General features: G+C 64.0%; 21 protein-coding genes. 6 read left to right on the top strand and 15 right to left on the bottom strand.

Annotated elements, in window-relative coordinates:
• Positions 1 to 111: 111 nt before the first annotated feature.
• The 4 genes from WT26_RS32725 to WT26_RS32740 all read right to left on the bottom strand — a co-directional run bounded on the left by WT26_RS32725 (position 112) and on the right by WT26_RS32740 (position 3,077).
• On the bottom strand, positions 112 to 861 hold the full coding sequence (locus WT26_RS32725; RefSeq protein ID WP_045564040.1) for an amino acid ABC transporter ATP-binding protein: 750 nt from the start codon (positions 859 to 861) through the stop codon (positions 112 to 114).
• Positions 848 to 1,498 carry an amino acid ABC transporter permease gene (locus WT26_RS32730; RefSeq protein ID WP_069271659.1) on the bottom strand — a complete coding sequence of 217 codons (651 nt, stop codon included), beginning with the start codon at positions 1,496 to 1,498 and terminating at the stop codon, positions 848 to 850. Before WT26_RS32730 ends, WT26_RS32725 begins: the two co-directional genes overlap by 14 nt.
• Entirely contained in the window at positions 1,495 to 2,181 is a 687-nt protein-coding gene (locus WT26_RS32735; RefSeq protein WP_010097592.1) for an amino acid ABC transporter permease, read from the bottom strand. Before WT26_RS32735 ends, WT26_RS32730 begins: the two co-directional genes overlap by 4 nt.
• An 89-nt stretch (positions 2,182 to 2,270) precedes the next feature.
• Positions 2,271 to 3,077 carry a transporter substrate-binding domain-containing protein gene (locus WT26_RS32740; protein ID WP_059803604.1) on the bottom strand — a complete coding sequence of 269 codons (807 nt, stop codon included), beginning with the start codon at positions 3,075 to 3,077 and terminating at the stop codon, positions 2,271 to 2,273.
• Between the two features lie 469 nt (positions 3,078 to 3,546).
• Here WT26_RS32740 and ansP point away from each other — a divergent pair, with 469 nt between their 5' ends.
• The gene (gene ansP / locus WT26_RS32745; protein ID WP_069274873.1) at positions 3,547 to 5,037 is read left to right on the top strand and encodes an L-asparagine permease; all 1,491 of its coding nucleotides are present in this window, start codon (positions 3,547 to 3,549) and stop codon (positions 5,035 to 5,037) included.
• Positions 5,038 to 5,369: 332 nt separating this feature from the next.
• Positions 5,370 to 6,119: an IS66 family transposase gene (locus tag WT26_RS38870; protein ID WP_415869366.1), complete on the top strand. Its 750-nt coding sequence runs from the start codon at positions 5,370 to 5,372 to the stop codon at positions 6,117 to 6,119.
• 481 nt (positions 6,120 to 6,600) lie between these two features.
• Here the strand turns inward: WT26_RS38870 and WT26_RS32755 are convergent, their stop codons facing one another.
• The 4 genes from WT26_RS32755 to WT26_RS32770 all read right to left on the bottom strand — a co-directional run bounded on the left by WT26_RS32755 (position 6,601) and on the right by WT26_RS32770 (position 10,586).
• Positions 6,601 to 7,023 carry a hypothetical protein gene (locus tag WT26_RS32755; protein ID WP_069274874.1) on the bottom strand — a complete coding sequence of 141 codons (423 nt, stop codon included), beginning with the start codon at positions 7,021 to 7,023 and terminating at the stop codon, positions 6,601 to 6,603.
• Between the two features lie 472 nt (positions 7,024 to 7,495).
• Entirely contained in the window at positions 7,496 to 8,518 is a 1,023-nt protein-coding gene (locus WT26_RS32760) for a 2Fe-2S iron-sulfur cluster-binding protein (protein WP_069271660.1), read from the bottom strand.
• A 25-nt stretch (positions 8,519 to 8,543) separates the two neighbouring features.
• Positions 8,544 to 10,211 (bottom strand): hydroxylamine reductase, encoded by a 1,668-nt coding sequence (gene hcp, locus WT26_RS32765; protein ID WP_069271921.1) that lies wholly within the window; start codon positions 10,209 to 10,211, stop codon positions 8,544 to 8,546.
• Between the two features lie 174 nt (positions 10,212 to 10,385).
• Complete coding sequence (locus WT26_RS32770) at positions 10,386 to 10,586, bottom strand: DUF3079 domain-containing protein (protein WP_069271661.1); 201 nt, start codon at positions 10,584 to 10,586, stop codon at positions 10,386 to 10,388.
• A gap of 209 nt (positions 10,587 to 10,795) precedes the next feature.
• Here WT26_RS32770 and WT26_RS32775 point away from each other — a divergent pair, with 209 nt between their 5' ends.
• Both WT26_RS32775 and WT26_RS32780 read left to right on the top strand, forming a co-directional pair.
• Positions 10,796 to 12,862: a c-type cytochrome gene (locus tag WT26_RS32775; RefSeq protein WP_069271662.1), complete on the top strand. Its 2,067-nt coding sequence runs from the start codon at positions 10,796 to 10,798 to the stop codon at positions 12,860 to 12,862.
• A 149-nt stretch (positions 12,863 to 13,011) separates the two neighbouring features.
• Complete coding sequence (locus WT26_RS32780) at positions 13,012 to 13,701, top strand: aspartyl/asparaginyl beta-hydroxylase domain-containing protein (RefSeq protein ID WP_069274875.1); 690 nt, start codon at positions 13,012 to 13,014, stop codon at positions 13,699 to 13,701.
• 33 nt (positions 13,702 to 13,734) lie between these two features.
• Here WT26_RS32780 and WT26_RS32785 read toward each other — a convergent pair whose 3' ends face one another.
• Positions 13,735 to 14,691, bottom strand: coding sequence for a LysR substrate-binding domain-containing protein (locus WT26_RS32785; RefSeq protein ID WP_069271663.1), 957 nt, complete (start codon positions 14,689 to 14,691; stop codon positions 13,735 to 13,737).
• A gap of 79 nt (positions 14,692 to 14,770) precedes the next feature.
• Here WT26_RS32785 and WT26_RS32790 point away from each other — a divergent pair, with 79 nt between their 5' ends.
• On the top strand, positions 14,771 to 15,169 hold the full coding sequence (locus WT26_RS32790) for a nuclear transport factor 2 family protein (protein WP_059705878.1): 399 nt from the start codon (positions 14,771 to 14,773) through the stop codon (positions 15,167 to 15,169).
• A 28-nt stretch (positions 15,170 to 15,197) separates the two neighbouring features.
• On the opposite strand, the gene WT26_RS32795 is transcribed toward WT26_RS32790, so the two are convergent.
• Complete coding sequence (locus tag WT26_RS32795; RefSeq protein ID WP_069274876.1) at positions 15,198 to 16,136, bottom strand: LysR substrate-binding domain-containing protein; 939 nt, start codon at positions 16,134 to 16,136, stop codon at positions 15,198 to 15,200.
• 143 nt (positions 16,137 to 16,279) lie between these two features.
• Between WT26_RS32795 and WT26_RS32800 the strand changes: the two genes are divergently transcribed.
• On the top strand, positions 16,280 to 16,705 hold the full coding sequence (locus WT26_RS32800; protein WP_069274877.1) for a PACE efflux transporter: 426 nt from the start codon (positions 16,280 to 16,282) through the stop codon (positions 16,703 to 16,705).
• Between the two features lie 81 nt (positions 16,706 to 16,786).
• Here WT26_RS32800 and WT26_RS37855 read toward each other — a convergent pair whose 3' ends face one another.
• The 5 genes from WT26_RS37855 to WT26_RS32815 all read right to left on the bottom strand — a co-directional run bounded on the left by WT26_RS37855 (position 16,787) and on the right by WT26_RS32815 (position 20,413).
• The gene (locus WT26_RS37855; protein WP_155123278.1) at positions 16,787 to 17,266 is read right to left on the bottom strand and encodes a hypothetical protein; all 480 of its coding nucleotides are present in this window, start codon (positions 17,264 to 17,266) and stop codon (positions 16,787 to 16,789) included.
• A gap of 8 nt (positions 17,267 to 17,274) precedes the next feature.
• Positions 17,275 to 17,931, bottom strand: coding sequence for a M35 family metallo-endopeptidase (locus WT26_RS36865; protein ID WP_080485803.1), 657 nt, complete (start codon positions 17,929 to 17,931; stop codon positions 17,275 to 17,277).
• Complete coding sequence (locus WT26_RS32805; protein ID WP_069274878.1) at positions 17,921 to 18,478, bottom strand: hypothetical protein; 558 nt, start codon at positions 18,476 to 18,478, stop codon at positions 17,921 to 17,923. The genes WT26_RS36865 and WT26_RS32805 overlap by 11 nt, the downstream gene beginning before the upstream one ends.
• Positions 18,475 to 19,152 (bottom strand): PAAR domain-containing protein, encoded by a 678-nt coding sequence (locus WT26_RS32810; RefSeq protein WP_069274879.1) that lies wholly within the window; start codon positions 19,150 to 19,152, stop codon positions 18,475 to 18,477. Before WT26_RS32810 ends, WT26_RS32805 begins: the two co-directional genes overlap by 4 nt.
• A gap of 310 nt (positions 19,153 to 19,462) precedes the next feature.
• On the bottom strand, positions 19,463 to 20,413 hold the full coding sequence (locus WT26_RS32815) for a choline ABC transporter substrate-binding protein (RefSeq protein ID WP_069274880.1): 951 nt from the start codon (positions 20,411 to 20,413) through the stop codon (positions 19,463 to 19,465).
• Between the last annotated feature and the right edge of the window lie 71 nt (positions 20,414 to 20,484).

Genomic DNA, 20,484 nt, shown 5'->3' on the forward strand with positions numbered 1-20,484 from the left:
TAATGATGGACGGCGGTGGCGATTCGACCCGCTCCGCCGTCACCGGCAAACCGCACCCCGCCAACCGTCTCACCTGCCAACCCGTGCCCACTGGCCGGACAGCGGTGTTAGTTAGCGCGCAACGGCTTCCGTGTTCCGGACGCTGCCCAGAAACCGCGTCAACTCCACCGTCTGCGGCCGCTCGAAGATATCTTCGGCCGTCCCGGTCTCCCACACCCTGCCCTGGTGCATGAACACGATCCTGTCGCTGACAGCACGCGCGAAGTTCATCTCGTGCGTGACCATGATCAGCGTCATGTCCTCGCGCGCGAGTTGCTCGACGACGCCCAGTACCTCGCCGACGAGTTCGGGATCGAGTGCGGACGTGATCTCGTCGCACAGCAGCACGCTCGGCTTCATCGCGAGCGCCCGCGCGATCGCGACGCGCTGCTGCTGGCCGCCCGACAACTGTTCCGGAAACGCGTCGAACTTGTCGCCGAGGCCGACGCGCTCGAGCATCAATTCCGCGATCGCGCGCGCCTGCTGGCGATGCGCCTTCTTCACGACCGACTGCGCGAGCATCACGTTCTGTCCTGCGCTCAGGTGCGGAAACAGGTTGTACTGCTGGAACACCATCCCGACCTTGAGCCGCAGCGCTCGCAGGTCCGCGTGCCGCGCATCGACACGCTCGCCGTCGATCGAGATCGTGCCCGCGTCGATGCTCTCGAGCCCGTTGAGCGTGCGCAGCAACGTGCTCTTGCCCGAGCCGCTGCGGCCGATGATCGAGACGACCTGCCCGCGCTCGACGGAGAAATCGATCCCCTTGAGCACATGATGGGTGCCGAAGTTCTTTTCGAGACCACGGGTTTCAACGAGCGGCATGCCATCTCCTTTGCAACGTGCGCGCATAACGGGTAAGCGGATAACAGAGCGCGAAATAGATCAGCGCGACGAGCCCGTACACGACGAACGGCCGGAACGTCGCGTTCGAGATCGCGATGCCGACCTTCGTCAGCTCGGTGAAGCCGATGATCGACACCAGCGCCGTATCCTTCACGGCCTGCACGCCGAAGCCGACCGTCGGCGCGATCGCGATGCGCGCGGCCTGCGGGAGGATCACGTGACGCAACTGCTCGATATAGCTCATGGCCAGGCTCGCCGACGCCTCCCACTGCCCTTTCGGCACCACCTCGACGCAGCCGCGCCAGATTTCCGCGAGATACGCGCTGGTGAAGAACGTGAGCCCTGCCGTGGCCGCGACCCACGGCGGAACGTCGAGCCCGACGAGCGGCAGGCCGAAGAACACGATGAACAGTTGCATCAGCAACGGGGTGCCCTGGAATACCTCGATGTACAGCTTCGCGCTGCCGCGCAGCACCGTCGAACTCGACACGCGCATCACGAGCAGCCCGAGGCCGACGAGGCCGCCGGACACGAACGACACGATCGACAGCACGATCGTCCAGCGCGCGGCCAGCAGCAGGTTCGCGAGAATCTGCCCGAACGTGAAATCGGTCATCGCGCACCTCGCACGCGGCGGGAGAACAGCCGGCGCCCCATCGTGCCGAGCGCGCCACGCAGCAGCAGCGCCATCGCCAGATACGCGAGCGTGATGACGAAATACGTCTCGAATGCGCGGAAGTTGCGCGACTGGATGTAGCCCGCCGCATAGGTCAGGTCAGCCACCGAGATCTGCGACACCACCGCCGAACCGAGCATCGTGATCACGATCTGGCTCGAGAGCGCGGGAAACACCTTGGCGAGCGCCTGCGGCAGCACAACGTGGCGCAGCATCTGCGCGCGCGACATCGCAAGCGCGGATGCCGCCTCCAGATGCCCGTTCGGGACGGCGGCGACGCCCGCGCGCACGATCTCGACCGAGTACGCGCCGAGATTGAGCGTCATCGCGAGAATCGCGGCCGTGTATTCGTCGATGTGCACGCCGAGCGCGGGCAATCCGAAGAAGATGAAGAACAGCTGGACGACGAACGGCGTATTGCGGATCGCCTCGACGTACGCGCCGATCAGCGGGCGCAGCCGCATGGCCACGGGCGCGTCGGCGCTGTACGCGGCCGCGCCGAGCACGCCGATCGCCACGCCGAGCACGGTTGCGACCGCGGTCAGCGCGAGCGTGATCGTCGCGCCGCTCGCGAACACGCCGGCGTATTCGGCAAGCTCGCCGAATTGAAGCTGATAGCTCATGACGATTGAGTAAATTCGGGTTCGGACAATGACACCCGCCGCGCCGGCGGTGCCGGCCGCCGCGATGTATCAGGCGACACGGCGATCCGTCACAGGCCGGCCGGCAGTGGCTGGCCAAGCCACTTCCTCGACATCGCGCCCAGCGTGCCGTCCTGCTTCGCATGCGCGATCGCATCGTCGATCTTCGCGAGCAGGCGCGGTTCGTTCTTGTTGACGCCGACGAAGCATGGCGAATTCTTGAGCACGAACTTGACCTCGGGCCGACGCGGCGGATTCTTCGCGAGAATCGCCGCCGCGACGATGTTGCCGGCGGCGATCAGTTGCACTTGCCCCGACAGGAACGCCTGGATCGTCGCATTGTTGTCGTCGAAGCGCTTGATCGTCGCGTTCGGCGCGAGCTGCGACAGCGCAATCTCCTCGAGCGCGCCGCGCGTGGCGCCGACCGTCTTGCCGGTCAGGTCGTCGGGTGCGCTCACCTTCACGTCAGCCGGCCCGAACACGCCCTGGAAATACGGCGCGTACGCGGTCGAGAAGTCGATGACCTTCTCGCGCTCCGGGGTCTTGCCGAGCGACGAAATCACCATGTCGACCTTGTTGGTCGTCAGGTACGGAATCCGGTTGGCGCTGTTCACGGGCACCAGCTTCAGCTTGACGCCGAGCGCCTTGGCGAGCACGCCGGCCATGTCGATGTCATAGCCCTGCGGCTGCATGTCCGTGCCGACCGAGCCGAAAGGCGGATAGTCCTCGGGCACCGCGACGCGCAGCGCGCCGTTTTTCGCGATGGTATCGAGCGCATCGGCATGAGCCGGCGCGGCGGCGAACAGCGCCATCACGGGTGCGGCGATCAACGCAGCCAGCCAGGTGCGTCGGGGAAACGGTCGGGTCGTCGGGCTCACGGTGAATCTTCCTTGTCTGATATGTCGTTGTCTGGCAGTGCGTAACTATTGCGCTGCCGACACAACTCCAGCAAAAACCGGGCCATCGCCGTGAAACGCTTGCCGCACAGGCCCGAGGCGGAAATTCCGGCGAACCGCATTCCTCATTTCGGTGCATGCGCCGGCACCGGCGGCAGCGGTTGCCCTCGCAGTGCGCGCCGGCGCACCAAATTAACTGACTGGTTCATCCGTCGCCGAGGTGCCCATGCACGGATTCGAACAGGTTCAGTCCAAATTTGCATTCCGTTTGTGACGGGAATTACGGCCGAATACGTTCGCGACATACCGTGCCATTCGCCACGATCGGCGAATCGCAAGCAGGATGGGCACGCCTGATTCCGCGCCCTGGTCCTCCGGTACGAGTGGTTCCGATCGTCTCGCGATCGGGATGAACGCAATCACATCAAGATCAAAGCACGAGGACGCAATCATGGCATCGCTTCCCGAACCGTCGACAACGGGCGAAACCGACAAACGCAGCTGGCTCGAATCCCACGAGGCCGGCTATCACAAGACCCTCGGCAATCGACAGGTGCAGATGATCGCGATCGGCGGCGCAATCGGTACCGGCCTGTTCCTCGGCGCGGGCGCGCGCCTGCAGGCCGCCGGGCCGTCGCTCGCGATCGTCTATCTGGTGTGCGGCGCGTTTTCCTTCCTGATCCTGCGCGCGCTCGGCGAACTCGTGATGCATCGCCCGAGCAGCGGCAGCTTCGTGTCGTATGCGCGCGAATTCCTGGGCGAGAAAGCGTCGTTCGTCGCCGGATGGATGTATTTCCTGAACTGGGCGATGACCGGCATCGTCGACATCACCGCGGTCGCGCTCTACATGCATTACTGGGCGCCGTTTTCAGGCGTGCCGCAGTGGATCTTCGCGCTCGCCGCGCTGTGCATCGTCGCGACGATGAACCTGATCGGCGTGAAGTGGTTCGCCGAGATGGAATTCTGGTTTGCGTTGATCAAGGTCGCCGCGATCGTGCTGTTTCTCGCGATCGGCAGCGTGATCCTCGGCACCGGCGGGCACGTCGCAGGCCATGACACGGGCATGCACCTGATCACCGACAACGGCGGGTTCTTCCCGCACGGGCTGATGCCGGCGCTGGTGCTGGTGCAGGGCGTGGTGTTCGCGTTCGCGGGCGTCGAACTGGTCGGCACCGCCGCCGGCGAATGCAAGGACGCGCGCAAGGTGCTGCCGCGCGCGATCAACAACGTGATCTGGCGCATCGCGATCTTCTACGTCGCGTCGGTCGTCCTGCTGGTCTGCCTGCTGCCGTGGAGCGCGTACAAGGCGGGCCAGAGCCCGTTCGTCACGTTTTTCGGCGCGCTCGGCGTGCCCGGCATCGGCTCGGTGATGAACCTGGTGGTGTTGACCGCGGCGCTGTCGAGTCTCAACTCGGGACTGTATTCGACCGGGCGCGTGCTGCGTTCGCTCGCAATGGGCGGCTCGGCCCCGGCGTTCCTCGGGAAGATGAGCGGGCAATCCGTGCCGTATGCGGGCATCCTCGTGACGGTCGCGATCTACGTGGTCGGCGTGCTGCTCAACTACCTGGTGCCGTCGAGCGTGTTCGAGATCGTGCTGAACATCGCGTCGCTCGGCATCATCAGTACGTGGGCATTCATCGTCGTGTGCCAGACGAAGTTCCGTGCGGCGGTCGCGCGCGGCGAGGTGGACGACGTGTCGTTCAGGATGCCCGGCGCGCCCGTGACGTCATGGCTGACGCTGCTGTTCCTGTTCGGCGTGCTGGTCCTGATGGCATTCGACTATCCGAACGGCACGTGGACGATCGCGTCGATCCCGCTCGTCGCGCTGCTGCTCGTGGTCGGCTGGAAGTGGCTGAGCGGCCGCGCGCACCGCGCGTCGCTCAAGCCGACGATTCCGTCGGTCACGCTGACACAGCAAGTGCTCGAGAAGGGCAACAACTAAGCCGACGCGCAATTGGGGGACGGCCTCCGGCCCGATGCAGGCCGCCTCGCGGAAAAAGAGAAAATTCAATGGCACTGTTTGACGAAATGCTTGCAGGCGATCAGGTTCGCCCGCCCTACTCGCGAGTCAAGGCATGGCTCGACACGCAGAACCCCGCGAGCCTCGCCTAGAAAGCCCGCGACGCGGAGAACGTATTCCGCAAGACGGGCATCACGTTCGCCGTCTACGGCGACGCGGACGCCGCCGAGCGGCTGATCCCGTTCGACATCGTGCCGCGCATTATTTCCGGGAACGAGTGGAATCGGCTGTCGCTCGGCATCGAGCAGCGCGTGATGGCGCTCAATGCCTTCCTCGACGACATCTACCACCGCCAGGAAATCGTGCGCGCCGGGATCGTGCCGAAGCACCTGATCGCGCACAACGACGCGTTCCTGCCCGAGATGATCGACTTCCGGCCGCCCGGCAACGTCTACACGCACATCATCGGCGTGGACATCGTGCGCACCGGCGAGAACCAGTTCTACGTGCTCGAGGACAACGCGCGCACGCCGACCGACGCGACCCGACAGGTACTCGAATTGATCGGCGAACTCTACGGCATCGAGGCCGATATCCGCGGACAACCCGCCGCTGAACGACTGCGCGTGCGGCGGGAGAAAAGCGCGCCGCTGCTGGCAGCCATCAAGGCGTGGATGATGGACAAGCTCGCGACGCTGTCGAAGAAATCCGAGCTGGCCAAGGCAATCCGTTACTCGCTCAACCAGTGGGAGGCGCTCATGCTGTACTGCGAAGAGGGCCGTGCCGAGATCAGCAACGCCTTGGCCGAAAACGCGCTGCGCTGCGTGAGTCTGGGTCGCAAGAACTTCCTGTTCGCCGGCTCCGATAGCGGGGGTGAGCGGGCTGTGGCGATGTACGGCCTGATCGGCACGTGCAAGCTCAACGGGATCAACCCGCGCGCCTACCTCGAATACGTCCTGACCCATATCGCTGACCATCCCATCAACCGCATCGACGAACTGCTACCCTGGAACGTCGCCAAGAAACTGCCCCGGCAGCCGGATCCAGCACCATCGCCTGCATGATTGCCAGCCAGTGAGATCCAGGTAGCCCGAATTCCGATCATGCTTCACGCGGGCGTCGCATTGTGGACGGCCGTCGTGAGGTGCTTACATTGGCCGAGTACTCGCCGGCGGACACAAAGAGCGCGGACGACCGTTGCCCCCCCGGAAGCTGCCATTGAAGTTGCGTGTGATCCAGTGGCCGAATCGGGTCGATGTCCGCCGTCCGCGTGTCGCCGGGCCGCCTAAACGGCGTAGCTGTAACAGTCGTTCAATAGCCGACGGTCGCCGCCATTGTCCCGCGGCCCCCGCGTTTCTCAGCGCGGGTGAACGAGCGCGCCGGCAACGGCTGGGCCAGCAGCATCGACCTGCGCGAGCAAGGATTGCGGTCGTCCTGCTTGGACCGGGTTCCCTGCGGCACATTGCTGGTCATCCGGCCTCTCGAACTGAACCAGCAATCCGCGTCCGCAGCCTTGCGGCATCTTGTCCCGCTATTCGGGCGGCCTTACTGCCATTCGCCGGGATGACAGATCACCCAACCCGGATGATAGCTGTCCATGTCCGTGTGCCCCCAGCACCAGTCGTGCTGGTGAATGATCTTCATCAACTCTTCGCGTTGTGCGCAGACGCTGCCCGGCGCATATTGCCCGTTAGGCAATATTTTCGGTGCCGGGCCGTTCCTGCATTTGTCATTAAGCACTTCTTCCTGACGCATCAACGCCTGAACAGCGGGTGGCACGGTGCGGGCCAACGTGGCCTTGTATTCGATGCAGGCCGCCGCCTTGGGGTCGTTGGACTTGCCGGCACATCTGGACTGGAGCTTGTCGATGGTTCTCGACACTTCTGGCGGGTACGTCTCGGCGTGCGCCGCGGCAATACATCCCGCCAGCAACAGGCAGGCGGCGGCAAGAGATCTGATCAGAAACATTTCGCGAAGGGCACGATGCGTCCGGTAGCTCAGGAACCGGCGAATTATGGCACGTGCGCGTTGTACATGTCGCCGGGACGCGGAGCGCCATTCGACCGCGACTAACGTCAAATACACCCGCGAGTATGTTCCGCTCACCGGGCATGTCCGGCGGCCTTTATTTGATGACCTTGCGCCAAAACACCAGGTATGCAGCCGACGAGGATGCGACCAGCAAAATCGCCCACATCGGAGCCAGACTGATCAAAACGGAGGTGACGTCAAGCATTTGGATTCCTCACTAACGTAACAATGACTCTCAACACACATCTGCTTCACGCGGAACCGGCAACCTGGCCAGGCATTGCGTCCCGCTTGAACATGCATACATCGTAAATCTACAAACAGCAGCGCACCTGTGGTTTCCTGTCGCACCGCCAATGCGTCAAACGGGCGCACGCACCGCGCACACGCCCGTTACCACACACGAGCCTCACGCCGTGAAGCGCTCGCTCGCGAACTGCGCGTCAGGCACGCCTGCCGCAACAGCAGCGGCCTGCACGCCCCGCACGAGCGCCGGCGGCCCGCACACGTAGATATCCGGCCGCACGCCCGTGCCCGCCAGCGCCACGCTCAACGCATCCACCGGCGTGCCACGAAACCCCGACCAGTCATCGCGCGGATGCCACACGCAGAGATCCACCTTCAACTGCGGCATGTCGGCCTGCAACTGCTGCAACGCGTCGAGCATGAACAGTTCGCTTTGCCGGTTCACGCCGAAGAACAGCCTTGCGTCGATCATCTCCTGATACTCGGCCATCCGCCGCAGCATCGACAGGATCGGCGCGAGCCCCGTGCCGCCCGCGACGAACCAGCGCGGCCGCAGGCTTTCCGCGAACAGGCCGAAGCCGCCCATCGGCGCGCGCACGGTCAGCGGATCGCCGGGCTGCGCGCGCTCCCGCAGGTACGTCGAGAACCAACCGTCCGGCCGCAGGCGGATCAGGAATTCGAGGCGCCCCTCCCAGTTGCTCGTGTTGGCGAGCGAAAACGGCCGGCGCACGCCGCTGCCCGGCACCTCCAGCTCCGCGAACTGGCCGGCCTCGAACTCCACGGCCGAGCCGTTCGCATCGTCGGGCTCGACCTGCAGCTCGACGCGCATCGTCTGGTCCGCGATCGTGTCGAGCGCCGCGATCCGCGCGATGCGCACCGGCACCGGCTGCAGCAGCACCTTCGCGTGGTCGTACGGCGCGACGACGCGCAAGTCGCTGCGCGGCGTCGTCCGGCACATCAGGATCGCGCCCGGCTGGCCGGCCGGCAGCGCGTCGATGCTGTGCTCTCGCAAGTCGTAGTCGCCTTCGGCGACCGTTGCATGACACGCGCCGCAACTGCCGCGCCGGCATTGCGACGGCAGCGTGATGCCGGCCTCGGCGGCCGCCGTGAGCAGATCCTGCCCGTCCTCGCACGCGAAGCCGAACGGCTGCCCGTCGCGCGTCGTGATCTCGATCTGATAGGTCATCCGAAGGATTCCTTCACGACGCGCGTCAAGCAGCCTGGCGCGACAGCGACGCGGCGAGATCGGTGCCGGCCTCCCCGATCGGCTGGATGCCGAACTGCTCGACCAGCACGCCGAGCACACCCGGCGTGAGGAACGCCGGCAGCGTCGGCCCGAGCCGGATGTTGCGCAGGCCGCGCGCGAGCAGCGTCAGCAGCACCGCCGCCGCCTTCTGCTCGAACCACGAGATCACCAGCGACAGCGGCAGGTCGTTCACGCCGCACTCGAACGCATCGGCAAGCGCGGTCGCAATGCGGATCGCCGAGTAGCTGTCGTTGCACTGCCCGATGTCGAGCAGGCGCGGAATGCCGCCGATGTCGCCGAATGCATGCCGGTTGAAGCGGTACTTGTTGCAGCCGAGCGTCATCACGACCGTATCGCCGGGCGCCTGCTCCGCGAATTCCGTGTAGTAGTTGCGGCCCGGCGCGGCGCCGTCGCAGCCGCCGATCAGGAAGAAGTGGCGAATCTGGCCGGCCTTGACCGCGTCGATCACCTTGTCCGCGACGCCGAGCACCGCGTGACGGCCGAAGCCGACCGTGATGGTCTCTTCCGGCGCCGTCGCCGGGAAGCCGGGCAACGCCCGCGCCGCCTGGATCAGCGTCGAGAAATCGTGATGCTCGAGATGGCGCACGCCCGGCCAGCCCACCGGCCCCGTCGTGAAAATGCGCTGCCGGTATTGCGGCAACGGCTCGATGATGCAGTTGGACGTCATCAGGATCGGGCCGGGGAAATGCGCGAAGTCGCTCTGCTGGTCCTGCCACGCGCCGCCATGGTTGCCAGCGAGATGCGGGAACGCCTTGAGCGTCGGATACGCATGGGCCGGCAGCATTTCGCCGTGCGTGTAGACCTGGACGCCGGTTCCCGCGGTCTGTTCGAGCAGCGCATGCAGGTCGCCGAGATCGTGGCCGGACACCAGGATCGCCTTGCCCGCCACCGGCGTCACGCGCACCGACGTGGGTTGCTGCGCGCCGAAGCGGCCGGTGTTCGCGCTGTCGAGCAGCTCCATCACCTTCAGGTTCAGCCGGCCCAGTTCGAGCGCCTTCGCCAGCAGCGCGTCGACGTCGGCCGGATCGTGCGCGAGAAAATCAAGCGCCGCCTCGATGCCCGCATACACCTCGTCGCTCTCGTAGCCGAGCACCCGCGCATGATGCGCATACGCGCACACGCCTTTCAGGCCGTAGACCACCAGCGCACGCAGGCCGATGATGTCCGCACCGACCTTGTCGGCGCCTGCCTCGATGCCGACGTTCGCGGCCTGCTCCAGCATGCCGGCCAGCTCCGCCGCCGGCTGCCACGTTGCCGGCCCCGACAGCGTCGGCAAGACCGTGCCCGTGTCCCGCGCAACCGCCTCGCACACGCCCTTCACCCGATCGCGGATCTGCGCGGCCTCGCGCAGCAGCGTCACGAAGCGCGCCGCATGAAAGTTCACGTTGGTCAGCGTCGTGAACATCGCGTACAGCACGAACCGGTCAGCCTCGCGGTCGGGCTCGCCCATGCCGCGCGCGAGCGCGCCGTACTGCGCGACGCCCTTCACCGCATGAACCAGCAGGTCCTGCAGGTCGGCCGTCGTCGCGTCCTTGCCGCAATTCCCCTTCGCCGACGCACAGCCGGGCCGCGCACCGCTCCGGTCAGTCTGTTCGCATTGGTAGCAAAACACGGGATTCTCCTTTTTGATCGTGGGGCGCGGGTCGGCGCAGACGGCGGTGGAACACGCGTTCCGCTCGGCCACGCAGCTCGCCCGCTTCAAGATGCTCTTTTCGTGCATCTTTTTTTATGATGTTCCGTCCGCCGTTTCCATAACCTGACGCCGATCAAGAAACGAGGTGCTGCGTCAACCGGTCTCGGAAGGTGCATCCTGACATTCGATGCCCCAGTCGCCGTACTGATACCAGTCGTCGCCGAGCAGCTCGGCGGGATGCTGGGTACGGCTGGAGCCGTTGCCGCAACGCATCGACTGGGTCGGGCAGTAGTTGTCGCAGCCCCAGCAAATTCTTTCCGGGTGAACCGGATGCAGCGGAAATTTCTTGGCCATGATTCGACGTCGCCTCTGCGGGTACGACATCGACTCTAGTGCCCGCTCGACGGCCGGCGCCGCGACATTCTTTCGCACGGCCGCCGACGCAAAGCCGATCGAGTACGCATTCCACGACCGATCGGCCGCTTGTTGATTCCCGTCAGGAAAGCGCTATGGCCCGCGGCGATACGATGAATCGTCGCGCAAAACAAAAAATTCCCACACGCATGAAATCATCGACAAGCAGCCGGATTCGGACCTTCGTCACAGCGGTCACCTCGATCACCGCGCTGTTGCTCCTCATCCCGGCCACGGCGTCGGCCGCCCCGCAGTACGGCGACGCCGAGCTGCTGAACAAAGGCGCGTGCGTCGCGCGCATCGCCGACTGCGTCGCGTGCCATACCGCGCCGAACGGCCGGCCTCTCGCGGGCGGCCTGTCGATGAGCACGCCGTTCGGCGCCGTCCATTCGACCAACATCACGCCCGACGACGCGACCGGCATCGGCCGCTATACGTTCGAGCAATTCGACCGGGCGATGCGCAAGGGCGTCGCGGCCGACGGCCATCACCTGTATCCGGCGATGCCCTACCCGTCCTTCGCGAAGCTCAGCGACGACGACATGCGCGCCCTCTTTGCATACCTGAAACAGGGCGTCGCGCCGGTCAGGCAGGAGAACAAGCCGCTCGGCATCAAATGGCCGTTCAACCAGCGCTGGGGGCTGGCGCTGTGGAATGCGCTGTTCGTCGACGACACGCCCTACCGGCCCAACCCGGCCAGAGACGCGACCTGGAACCGCGGCGCCTACCTGACCGAGGGCCCGGGGCATTGCGGCGCGTGTCATACGCCGCGCGGCCTCGCGTTCCAGGAAAAGGCCATGTCCGAGTCGGGCGGCAACGGGCCGCTCTATCTGTCCGGCGCGACGGTCGAGTCGTGGCGGGCCGTCAATCTGCGCGCGCTGTGGCCCGTCGAGGATTTCGTCACGTTCCTCAAGACCGGCAGGAATCGCTATGCGATCGCCAGCGGCAGCATGACGGACGTCGTTCACCACAGTACGCAGTACATCAGCGACGCGGACCTCACCGCCATGGGCGTCTATCTGCAATCGCTGCCGAACCTGACGGCCGACCGGCGGAGCGCCGAAGCGCCGATGCGCGGCGAACCGGCGGGCAGCGCGCCCGACGCGTTGTATGCGTCGAAAGGCGGTCTCGGCTATGCGCAGTTCTGCATCGGCTGCCATCAGGCCGACGGCGGCGGGTTCGCGTCGGTGTTTCCGCCGTTGTCCCGCAATCCCGCCGTGCTGTCGAAGGACCCGGCCTCGCTGATTCACGTCGTCCTCACCGGGTGGACGTCGCCGCGCACCGGCGCCCATCCGCGCGTCTATACGATGCCGGCGTTCAACCTGCTCTCCAACCAGGAACTGGCCGAGATCCTGACGTTCGTCCGTTCCGCGTGGGGCGGCCGCGAGGACCCGATCCTGGCGTCGGACGTCGCCAAAATGCGCCGGACGCTGGCCATCGGCAACGGCGATGCGTCGTCGTTCCCCACCCCGCGCTTCGCGACGCTGCTCGACCGGCCGAACGCCGCGCAACTGATCAGGGGGATGCGCCTGAATCTCGACACGAAAGCGCTGCTGCCGAACCACGTCGGCGCATCGCTCAACTGCGCGAGCTGCCACCTGAACAGCGGCACCGTCGCGCTCGCGTCGCCATACCTCGGCCTGTCCGCCCAGTTCCCGAGCTATGCGCCGCGAGCCGGCAAGGTGCTGTCGCTGGCGGAGCGCATCAACGGCTGTTTCCGGCGCTCGATGAACGGCACGCCGCTGCCGGTCGATTCGGACGACATGAAGGCGATGGTCGCGTACTTCGACTGGATGCAGAACGGCGCGCACCCGAAGGACAAGCTTCCGGGGCGCGGAGTCGGCAAGATCGACACCGCGCTGCAGCCTGACCTGACGCACGGCAAGGCGGTGTACGCCGCACAATGCGCGTCGTGCCACGGCGCGGACGGCGCCGGCACGCGGCGCGCCGACGGCACGCCGATCTATCCGCCGCTGTGGGGCAACCAGTCGTTCAACATCGGGGCCGGCATGGCGCGCCCTTACACCGCCGCGGCGTTCGTGAAGCACAACATGTCGATCGGCTCGCACAATCGCTTCCCGCTCGGGCAAGGCGGGTTGAGCGACCAGGATGCGGTCGACGTTGCCGCGTGGTTCACGACGCGGCCGCGCCCGGACTTCCCGGACAAGCTCCACGACTGGCCGAAGGGCGGCAAGCCCAAGGACGCGCGGTATTGATCGGCGTCGACGGCGGCGGGATGGGGGGAGGGCGTTTAATTGCTTCCGTCACCTTTTCGTCAGCCGGCGTAACCTGACGTAACCCAACCCTGACGGGCGTTCAGGCAGACTGTCCGCAGTCCATCGCCCCGTCCGCCGCCCGACCGACCATGTCCGTCGCTTACGACTATGCAGCCGGCCTGCTGCGCACGCTGTACGACCGCCATCTCGACGGCGGCGCGGTGCTCGATACGGCCGCGTTTCCCGATGCCGAGCGATTCGTCCGTGCGTGGCCCGCCATCCGTGCGGAAGCGCTTGCGGTCGCGCGCGACATGGCGCGCATCCCGCGCTTCCACGAGATCATGCGCGAGCAGTACGACATCTCGGCCAACGACGCACGCGACTGGCGGATGTTCATCATGCAGGCGTACGGCCAGCCGTTCCCGCGCAACCTGTCGCGCTGCCCGACCGTCGCGTCGATCGTCGCGGCTTCGCCGGACGTGCTGTCGGCATCGCTGTCGTTCCTCGCCCCCGGCAAGCACATTCCACCGCATCGCGGGCCGTTTCGCGGCATCCTGCGTGGCTACCTCGTGCTGTCGATGCCGAAGCGCGCGGACGGCACGCCGGCCGCCGTGCTGAAGGTGGACGGCCACGAATACCGGCTCGACGAAGGCCGCTTCCTGCTGTGGGACGACACGTTCATGCACGAGGTGTGGAACGACAGCGACGCCGTGCGGATCGTGCTGCTGCTCGATATCCGCCGGCGCGGGATGCCGCGCCGGCTCACGTGGCTGTCGAACGCGGTGATCGGTGTCGTGCGGATCGGAATCCGGTTGAGGGGCAGGTCGATTCCGGTGTAGCGGCGCGAACACGCATCGGATAACGAACCTTTGCTACGCCGGCTTCGACCGATCTTCCTGCGCGAGACGCGTCAGGACCGCCTCGAGGGCGCGAATCTTCGGCTGCGTCGCGCGCTGCGACGGATAGACGAGAAAGTAACCGAGACCGTTCGGCACGACATCGCTGAACGGCGCCACCAGCGTTCCGGCTTCGAGCCGATCCCTCGCCATCCGCGGATCGCCGATGGCCACGCCATGCCCCTGCTCCGCCGCCGTGAGCGTCAGTTCGAGGGTATCGAATACGAGCCCGGCCGCCGGGTCGATCTGCGTCGCGCCGAGCGCATCGAGCCAGCATCGCCATTCGTCCCGGCCGCGTCCGGGATGAAGCAGATGCGCGTGCGCGAGGTCGGCGACCGACTTCAGCGACGCGGCCAATCCGCTTGCGCACATCGGCGTAAGAGACTCCTCGAACAACGGAACCGACACCATCCCAGCCCAGTTCCCGGCGCCGCGCACGACGATTGCATCGACGTCGGCCCCGGTGAAATCCGGCGTGTCGTCCGCCGACGTATGGATGCGCAGCTCGGTGCGTGCAAGCGCCTGATTGATCGCCGGGAGCCGTGGCAGCAGCCAGCGGATCGCGAAGGTGGACGGCAGCCGCAGCGTGAGAATCGGCGCGGATCGGGCATGAACGTCCGCGTGACGGGCCAGCTGCATGAGGACGTCGACGGCCACCGTCAGCAATGCGTCGCCTTCCGCGGTGAGCGTCAGCCCCGACGCGTGACGCACGAACAGCGCGCACCGGTAATGCGCTTCCAGTTGCTGCACCTGACGGCTCACCGCGCCCTGGGTCCGGCACAAATGGTCGGCGGCCTTGCTGATGCTGCCGAGTTGCGCGGCCGCGACGAACGCCTGGTACGCCGTCAACGGAGGCAGCGAACGCGTGAGATCGGCCAGCGGGTATGCATGCGGCGCATGCCCGGATTGCGGATTTTTCGATGGTTCGGTCATCGGTGCATCGCTATCGTAGTTGCGCCGGCGTCGGGTTGGCGCTTGCGGCCGGCATGTCGACAATCAGCGGAGAGTAATGATGGTTTCATCGTCGGAGGCACTATACACGCGGCAGGTGGATGCTTACCTGAAGGCGCTGGAGCGCGGCGACACCGCTGCGATCTGCGCGTTGTTCACGCCGGATGCGCGGATTTTTTCGCCGTTTCTCGGCTGGATGGAGCCCGGGCCCTTCTTTGAAAAGGTCGAGTCGGCGTCCGGGCAGAGCAGGATCACGCCGATCGACATCTGCGTCAGCGCGACCGGCGCGCGTCGGGCGACCGGTTACTTCGTCTACGACTGGGGACTGAAGGACGGTTCCTCGGTTCGATTCGAATGCGTCGACGTATTCGAATTCGACGACAGCGGACTCATCGTGCGCATGGTCATCGTCTACGACACGCATCCGGTGCGCAATGCGGTCGGCGACAAATACGCGTAGCCGGGCATCGGCGTAACAAAGCGATGCTTCACACTCGATGCGCCGGCGCACCGCCTTGCGTCATCCGCGCGATCGCCGCGCGTGTCTGCGCGAGTTCGTCGTCCAGCCAGTCGAGAAACGACCTGACCTGCGGCTCACGCTCCCGCCCGGGCCGGCACAGCGCGACGAAACGCGCGCCGTCGAGCCGCACCGACGGCTCGATCGGCGTCAGCGCGCCCCGCTCGACGTGCTCGGCCACCAGCACCGAACTCGCGAGTACGACACCCTGCCCGTGCAGCACGGCCTGCAATGCGTAATGCTCGTCGTCGTAATGGCGAAACACCGCGCGTTCGAGCCACGCGTCGCGGCCGGCCGCACGGCACCACGACGCCCAGTCGACCGGCAGCGGCACGGCGCTCTCCCACGCGATCTCGATCAGGTCCAGCCGCCCGTCCGGGCGATTCACGTCGAAGCCGGGCGCCGCATAGGCGCCGAAATACTCGTCGATCAGTTCGTGCCGGAACAGCGCCGGAAAGTCGCGTGAGGTCGCGCGGATCGCAAGATCGATCCGCGCATCGCGTTCGAGATCGACGATCGTGTTGCCGGTTTCGACCTTGATGTGCAGTTGCGGATCGGCCTGCTGGAAGCGGCCGAGACGCGGAATCAGCCACATCGCGGCGAATGCGGGCGTGGTGGTCAGCACGAGCGTGCGCTCGGCCGGCTCGGGCCTGACGGCCTCGAGCCCGCGGCTCAGCGCCAGCAATGCATCGTGACTCGCGCGAAACAGGCGCTCGCCCTCCTCCGTGAGCCGCACGCCGCTCGCGCCGCGCTCGAACAGCAGCACGCCGAGCCGGCTTTCGAGCGACTTGATCTGGTGCGACACGGCGGCCGGCGTCACGGACAACTCGTCCGCGGCGGCCTTGAACGCGCCAAGCCGCGCCGACGCTTCGAATACACGCAATGCGGTCAGGGGAAGTTTCGAGAACACGGGCAGGGCAAGCCGGACGCGATCCGGGTTGAATTCGATTGAATCGGGGTGAGATTAGGTGAATTGAACCCGACGCGCAACGCGCCTAGTCTGGCGAGGCGTCGCGGCATCGCGCCGCGTTTTCATCGGAATGGAGAAACAACGTGCAAGGCCTATCGCGCAGGATCACGCAGGCGGTGCTTTACGAAGCGATCGCGATTTCCTGCATCTCGCCCGTGATCGCGGCGCTCTTCGGGGAAGGTCTCGTTTACTCGGGCGCGCTGTCGGCGACGATGTCGGCGATCGCGATGCTGTGGAACATGATCTTCAACGCGCTGTTCGAGCGCTGGGAAGCGTCGCGCGTGCAGCGCACCCGGACGCTCGGGCGCCGCATCATCCATGCATGCGGATTCGAAGGCGGGCTGATCTTCATCCTGGTGCCCGTCGTGTCGTGGTGGCTCGACATATCGTGGATCGACGCGTTCGTCGTCGACATCGGGCTGTTTGCATTCTTCTTCTGTTACGCGTTCGTGTTCCAGTGGGCGTTCGATCGCGTGTTCGACGTGCCGGCGGCGACGAAGGAGGTGTGAACTGCAAGCAACAACGAGACAGCTTCACGTTCAACTATACGGAGAAAAACCCCGCCAAAGCGGGGCCGCTGTCATGGCGAATCATCTAATCGCCTTTGTTGTCGGTGTGACGCGTGGGTCGTTACAAAGTCGCTCACAACTTCCAGCACAGATAGGAACGAGTGTTACGCTGATCTGATTTAACTCCTTCTTACCATTCATCGAAACATCTGGTTTCTTGATGATTCTCGTATCCACCCAAATATTGCCTTCTTTGATACCGAGCTGAATAAGATAGTCTTTCAGCAATTTTGCACGCTCAGCCGCCAGAGCATTGGGATTATGCTCCAATACATAGCCGCCCGCATACACAATCCCTCTGATTTCTACGTCAGGCCATTTCCGTGCATTCAAAACCATGCCGACGATTTTCAACCGATCCTCATTAGAAATCGATACCGAATTAATTGGCAAGCTACTTTCCATATCCTCGGAAATCGTGCAGGCACCAGCATAATACGAAACAAAAAATACCCATAACGATAGAGTGAATTTCAGAAACACTGAATTTCGATTTTTCATGAATGCACTTAATCGTTGAATCCGATATAACATGCAATACTGTCCGCATTCCGAATTGCCTGATCCGGATTAGATTGCGCCCAAAACGAGAGACCAACTGAAACGCCGTACATGTGATCGGTTGAATCAAAAACATCGGTATAGTGGGTGCATTCGTGAATGAGAGTCAGCACCTGACATCCTCGCCAAAAATGATCTCGCGGCGACGTACAAAAATGCGAGTAGATTGCGATAATTCGTCGACGCGAATCTGGCTTACACACAGCAGCATCAGTACTCCCATTATCGGGAACAACTTCACAAGTAATGTTTCGTTGCTTCTGCTCATCCCATCGGATGATATTTTCCGGTTTTAGTTCCTGCATAGCCCGCAGGAGCTTCGGCAAACCCTGATGCATTGCGGCGCGAGTCGAATCACCTGATCGACCAAACCATCTCTTCGCGCGTGCCTGCTCATTTTTATCCCATTTTTCTACGGCGTCGATGCGCTTCCGAATCAATAACACCGCGTCATCTCGCGATTTCACTATCGACTCGCGAAATTCTTTATTGGTCATATTCGAACATATTGGCGCCATGTTTACGGCAACCGGAACCTTTGAACCCGGCGTCGTGTTCGTTGTGGCCGAATTGTGAACCAGTTCGTAATCGTCGTCACGAGGCATTTTCGTCTCTCACAATTTCAAGGTGAAGCGATTCGGCGTCAGTTGTCGTAATGCGTTGTGTGTAGCCCGCGGCGTCCGTGACACCATCGAACACCTGGCCGGATGCGGTACGAATGCGATAACGCACACGGGCCAACGGTTCGCCCGTGTCTACGTCACTCAACACATATTGCTCATCATGTGTGCCGTGGCTGACGACGGACGAGCGCGGGGTGCTTCCACTTTGTCCCGTCAACGTCGCCGCCTCCTCGCCTGTGAAGACCATGCGCATATTGCGCTCGGCATAGAAGGTCGGCGACGGATTGCAACCACAAACGTTGATGTCGCCGCTCAGCGCCCACGGCTTGCCATTTGGGCCTGTACCCGGCAGGCGCGGCCCCTTGGGCGCGATGAACCCTGCCTGTTTGCAGGACGTGCAGTAGGTTTTCATGTACAGCGTCGCAATATGCACGCGCGGCGGCGGATTAGAACAAGTGACGTGTTCCAATCCTTCCGTGATCGTCGCGCTACCGCCACGATCGCCCTTGGCAAGGAAATTGCGGATCATGAGCCCTTCCCTTGGCGCACAACAGTCGAACGCTTCACCACAGTAAAGGTGCAGGCCGATACAAGACCTTCACGCTCCGGGCTGTCGGTAACGGTGTCGCCGTTGTCCAACTCGCTACCGACGAAAGCCAGTGGCTCGAAGTCTCCGTTATCCGCCAGCCCAAGGCCGCTTACGATTCGTGCGGTTGAGCCGTCTGCATAGTGAACTTGATCACCCACGACACCAGCCTTGCCGAGACGAATACCTGTATCCCACTTGCCGGTAGCCTCGCGTAGTACGCCACCGCGCGCGGTCGTTGCCCCTCGTACCGCCAGCCGATAGCGCGGCGACGAAGGTGGCGGCACATAAGTCGCGTCGAACAGTCCCTCGACTGTTTCCGCTGCCTGAACAGGAATTCCCCATAACCGCTGAAGCGTTTCGACGATACGGTCGCAGTTGCTCAATCGGCTGCCCACTAGTGCAAACGGCTTGTTGCCGGAAACCGCGTAATTGCCCGCACCGTCCGTAATAACGGCTTCGCTGCCATCCTCGTAGGTCACGACATCGCCGACGCGGGCAACGGCAAGCCCGGCGATAGTCAAGCTACCGGTTGCCTCGGTCACTCGACCGCCGCGTTCTGTGAGTGCGCCGATGGTGGCGAAAAGATAAGTCGGTGCCGTCTGCTCGTTCTTCATCCGGATTTCCTTTCTCAACAAATTGGTGAGGATTGCTCCGCACAAAATTTGCGTGAACGAGAAAGAAGAATCAATCTGACGAATACGAAATTCGCAAAACTAATTTTTATTGACCGTTCCAGCCGGCATGCGATCCTGGTCTTACGCGTGACGTTCAGGACGACGAAAGATTCCGACTACCGAACCAGCGCGCGCAATTTACGAATGGCAATCGCGCTAAGGTCCCCAAAAAAGCAAAACGGCCTTCCCGCTTCAAGCGAGAAGGCCGCCGTCCGTGCGCGCGTCAACCGCGCGCACCGCACACCATGCGTCAATGCACGCCGAGATATGCCTTCACCGCCGGCAGCCCAGGCTTGCCGTCGAGCGTCGTCACGCCCGCGAGCCACTTGTCGAGCGCTTGCGGGTTCGCCTTCAGCCACTCGGCGGCCGCCTTGTTCGGGTCTTCCTTGTTCATGATCGGCACCATCACGTGGTTCTCGATCGTCGTCGTGAACTGCAGGTTCGACACGAACTTCGCGACGTTCGGGCAGCGCTGCGAATAGTCGGGCGGCGTCGCCGTCAGCACCTTCGCTTCGCCGTAGTTCGGGCCGAACACGTCGTCGCCGCCGCTCAGGTAGTCGATCTTCATCTGCACGTTCATCGGGTGCGGTTCCCAGCCGAGGAACACGATCCACTGCTTGTCGCGGATCGCGCGATTCACCTCGACCAGCATCCCGGCCTCGCTCGACTCGACCATCTTGAACTTGCCGAGGCCGAACTGGTTGCCGTCGATCATCTTCTTGATCAGCAGGTTGCCGTCATTGCCCGGCTCGATCCCGTAGATCTTGCCGTTCAGCTTGTCTGCGTATTTCTGGATGTCCGCGAACGACTTCAGGCCGCCCTGATAGACGTAGTCGGGCACCGCGAGCGTGTATTTCGCGCCGGTCAGGTTGGGCGTGGAGAGCACCTTGATCGTGCCGGCCTTGGTGAACGGCTGGATGATCGGGTCCATCGTCGGCGACCAGTAGCCGAGGAACACGTCGATCTGCTTGCTCTTGATCCCCGCGAACGTGATCGGCACCGACGCGATCGTCTTCGTCGGGCTGTAGCCGAGCCCCTGCAGCATCGTCGTGGCGAGGCCCGTGGTCGCCGCGATGTCGGACCAGCCGACATCCGCGAAGCGCACGTTCTTGCACACGGGCGGATCGGCCGCATACACGGCCGTTGCCGGCGCGGCGGCGATCCCGACACCACATGCCGCTGCGATCAATAGGCGCTTCATCTTGCTTCTCCTCAAAGTGATGTCGTTCGCGTGAAATCCGGGATCGTGAATGGAAGCCGTTCGCCGCGATC

Origin of the sequence: Burkholderia cepacia, from assembly GCF_001718835.1 — a bacterium.
GTDB classification, from domain to species: Bacteria; Pseudomonadota; Gammaproteobacteria; order Burkholderiales; family Burkholderiaceae; genus Burkholderia; species Burkholderia cepacia_F.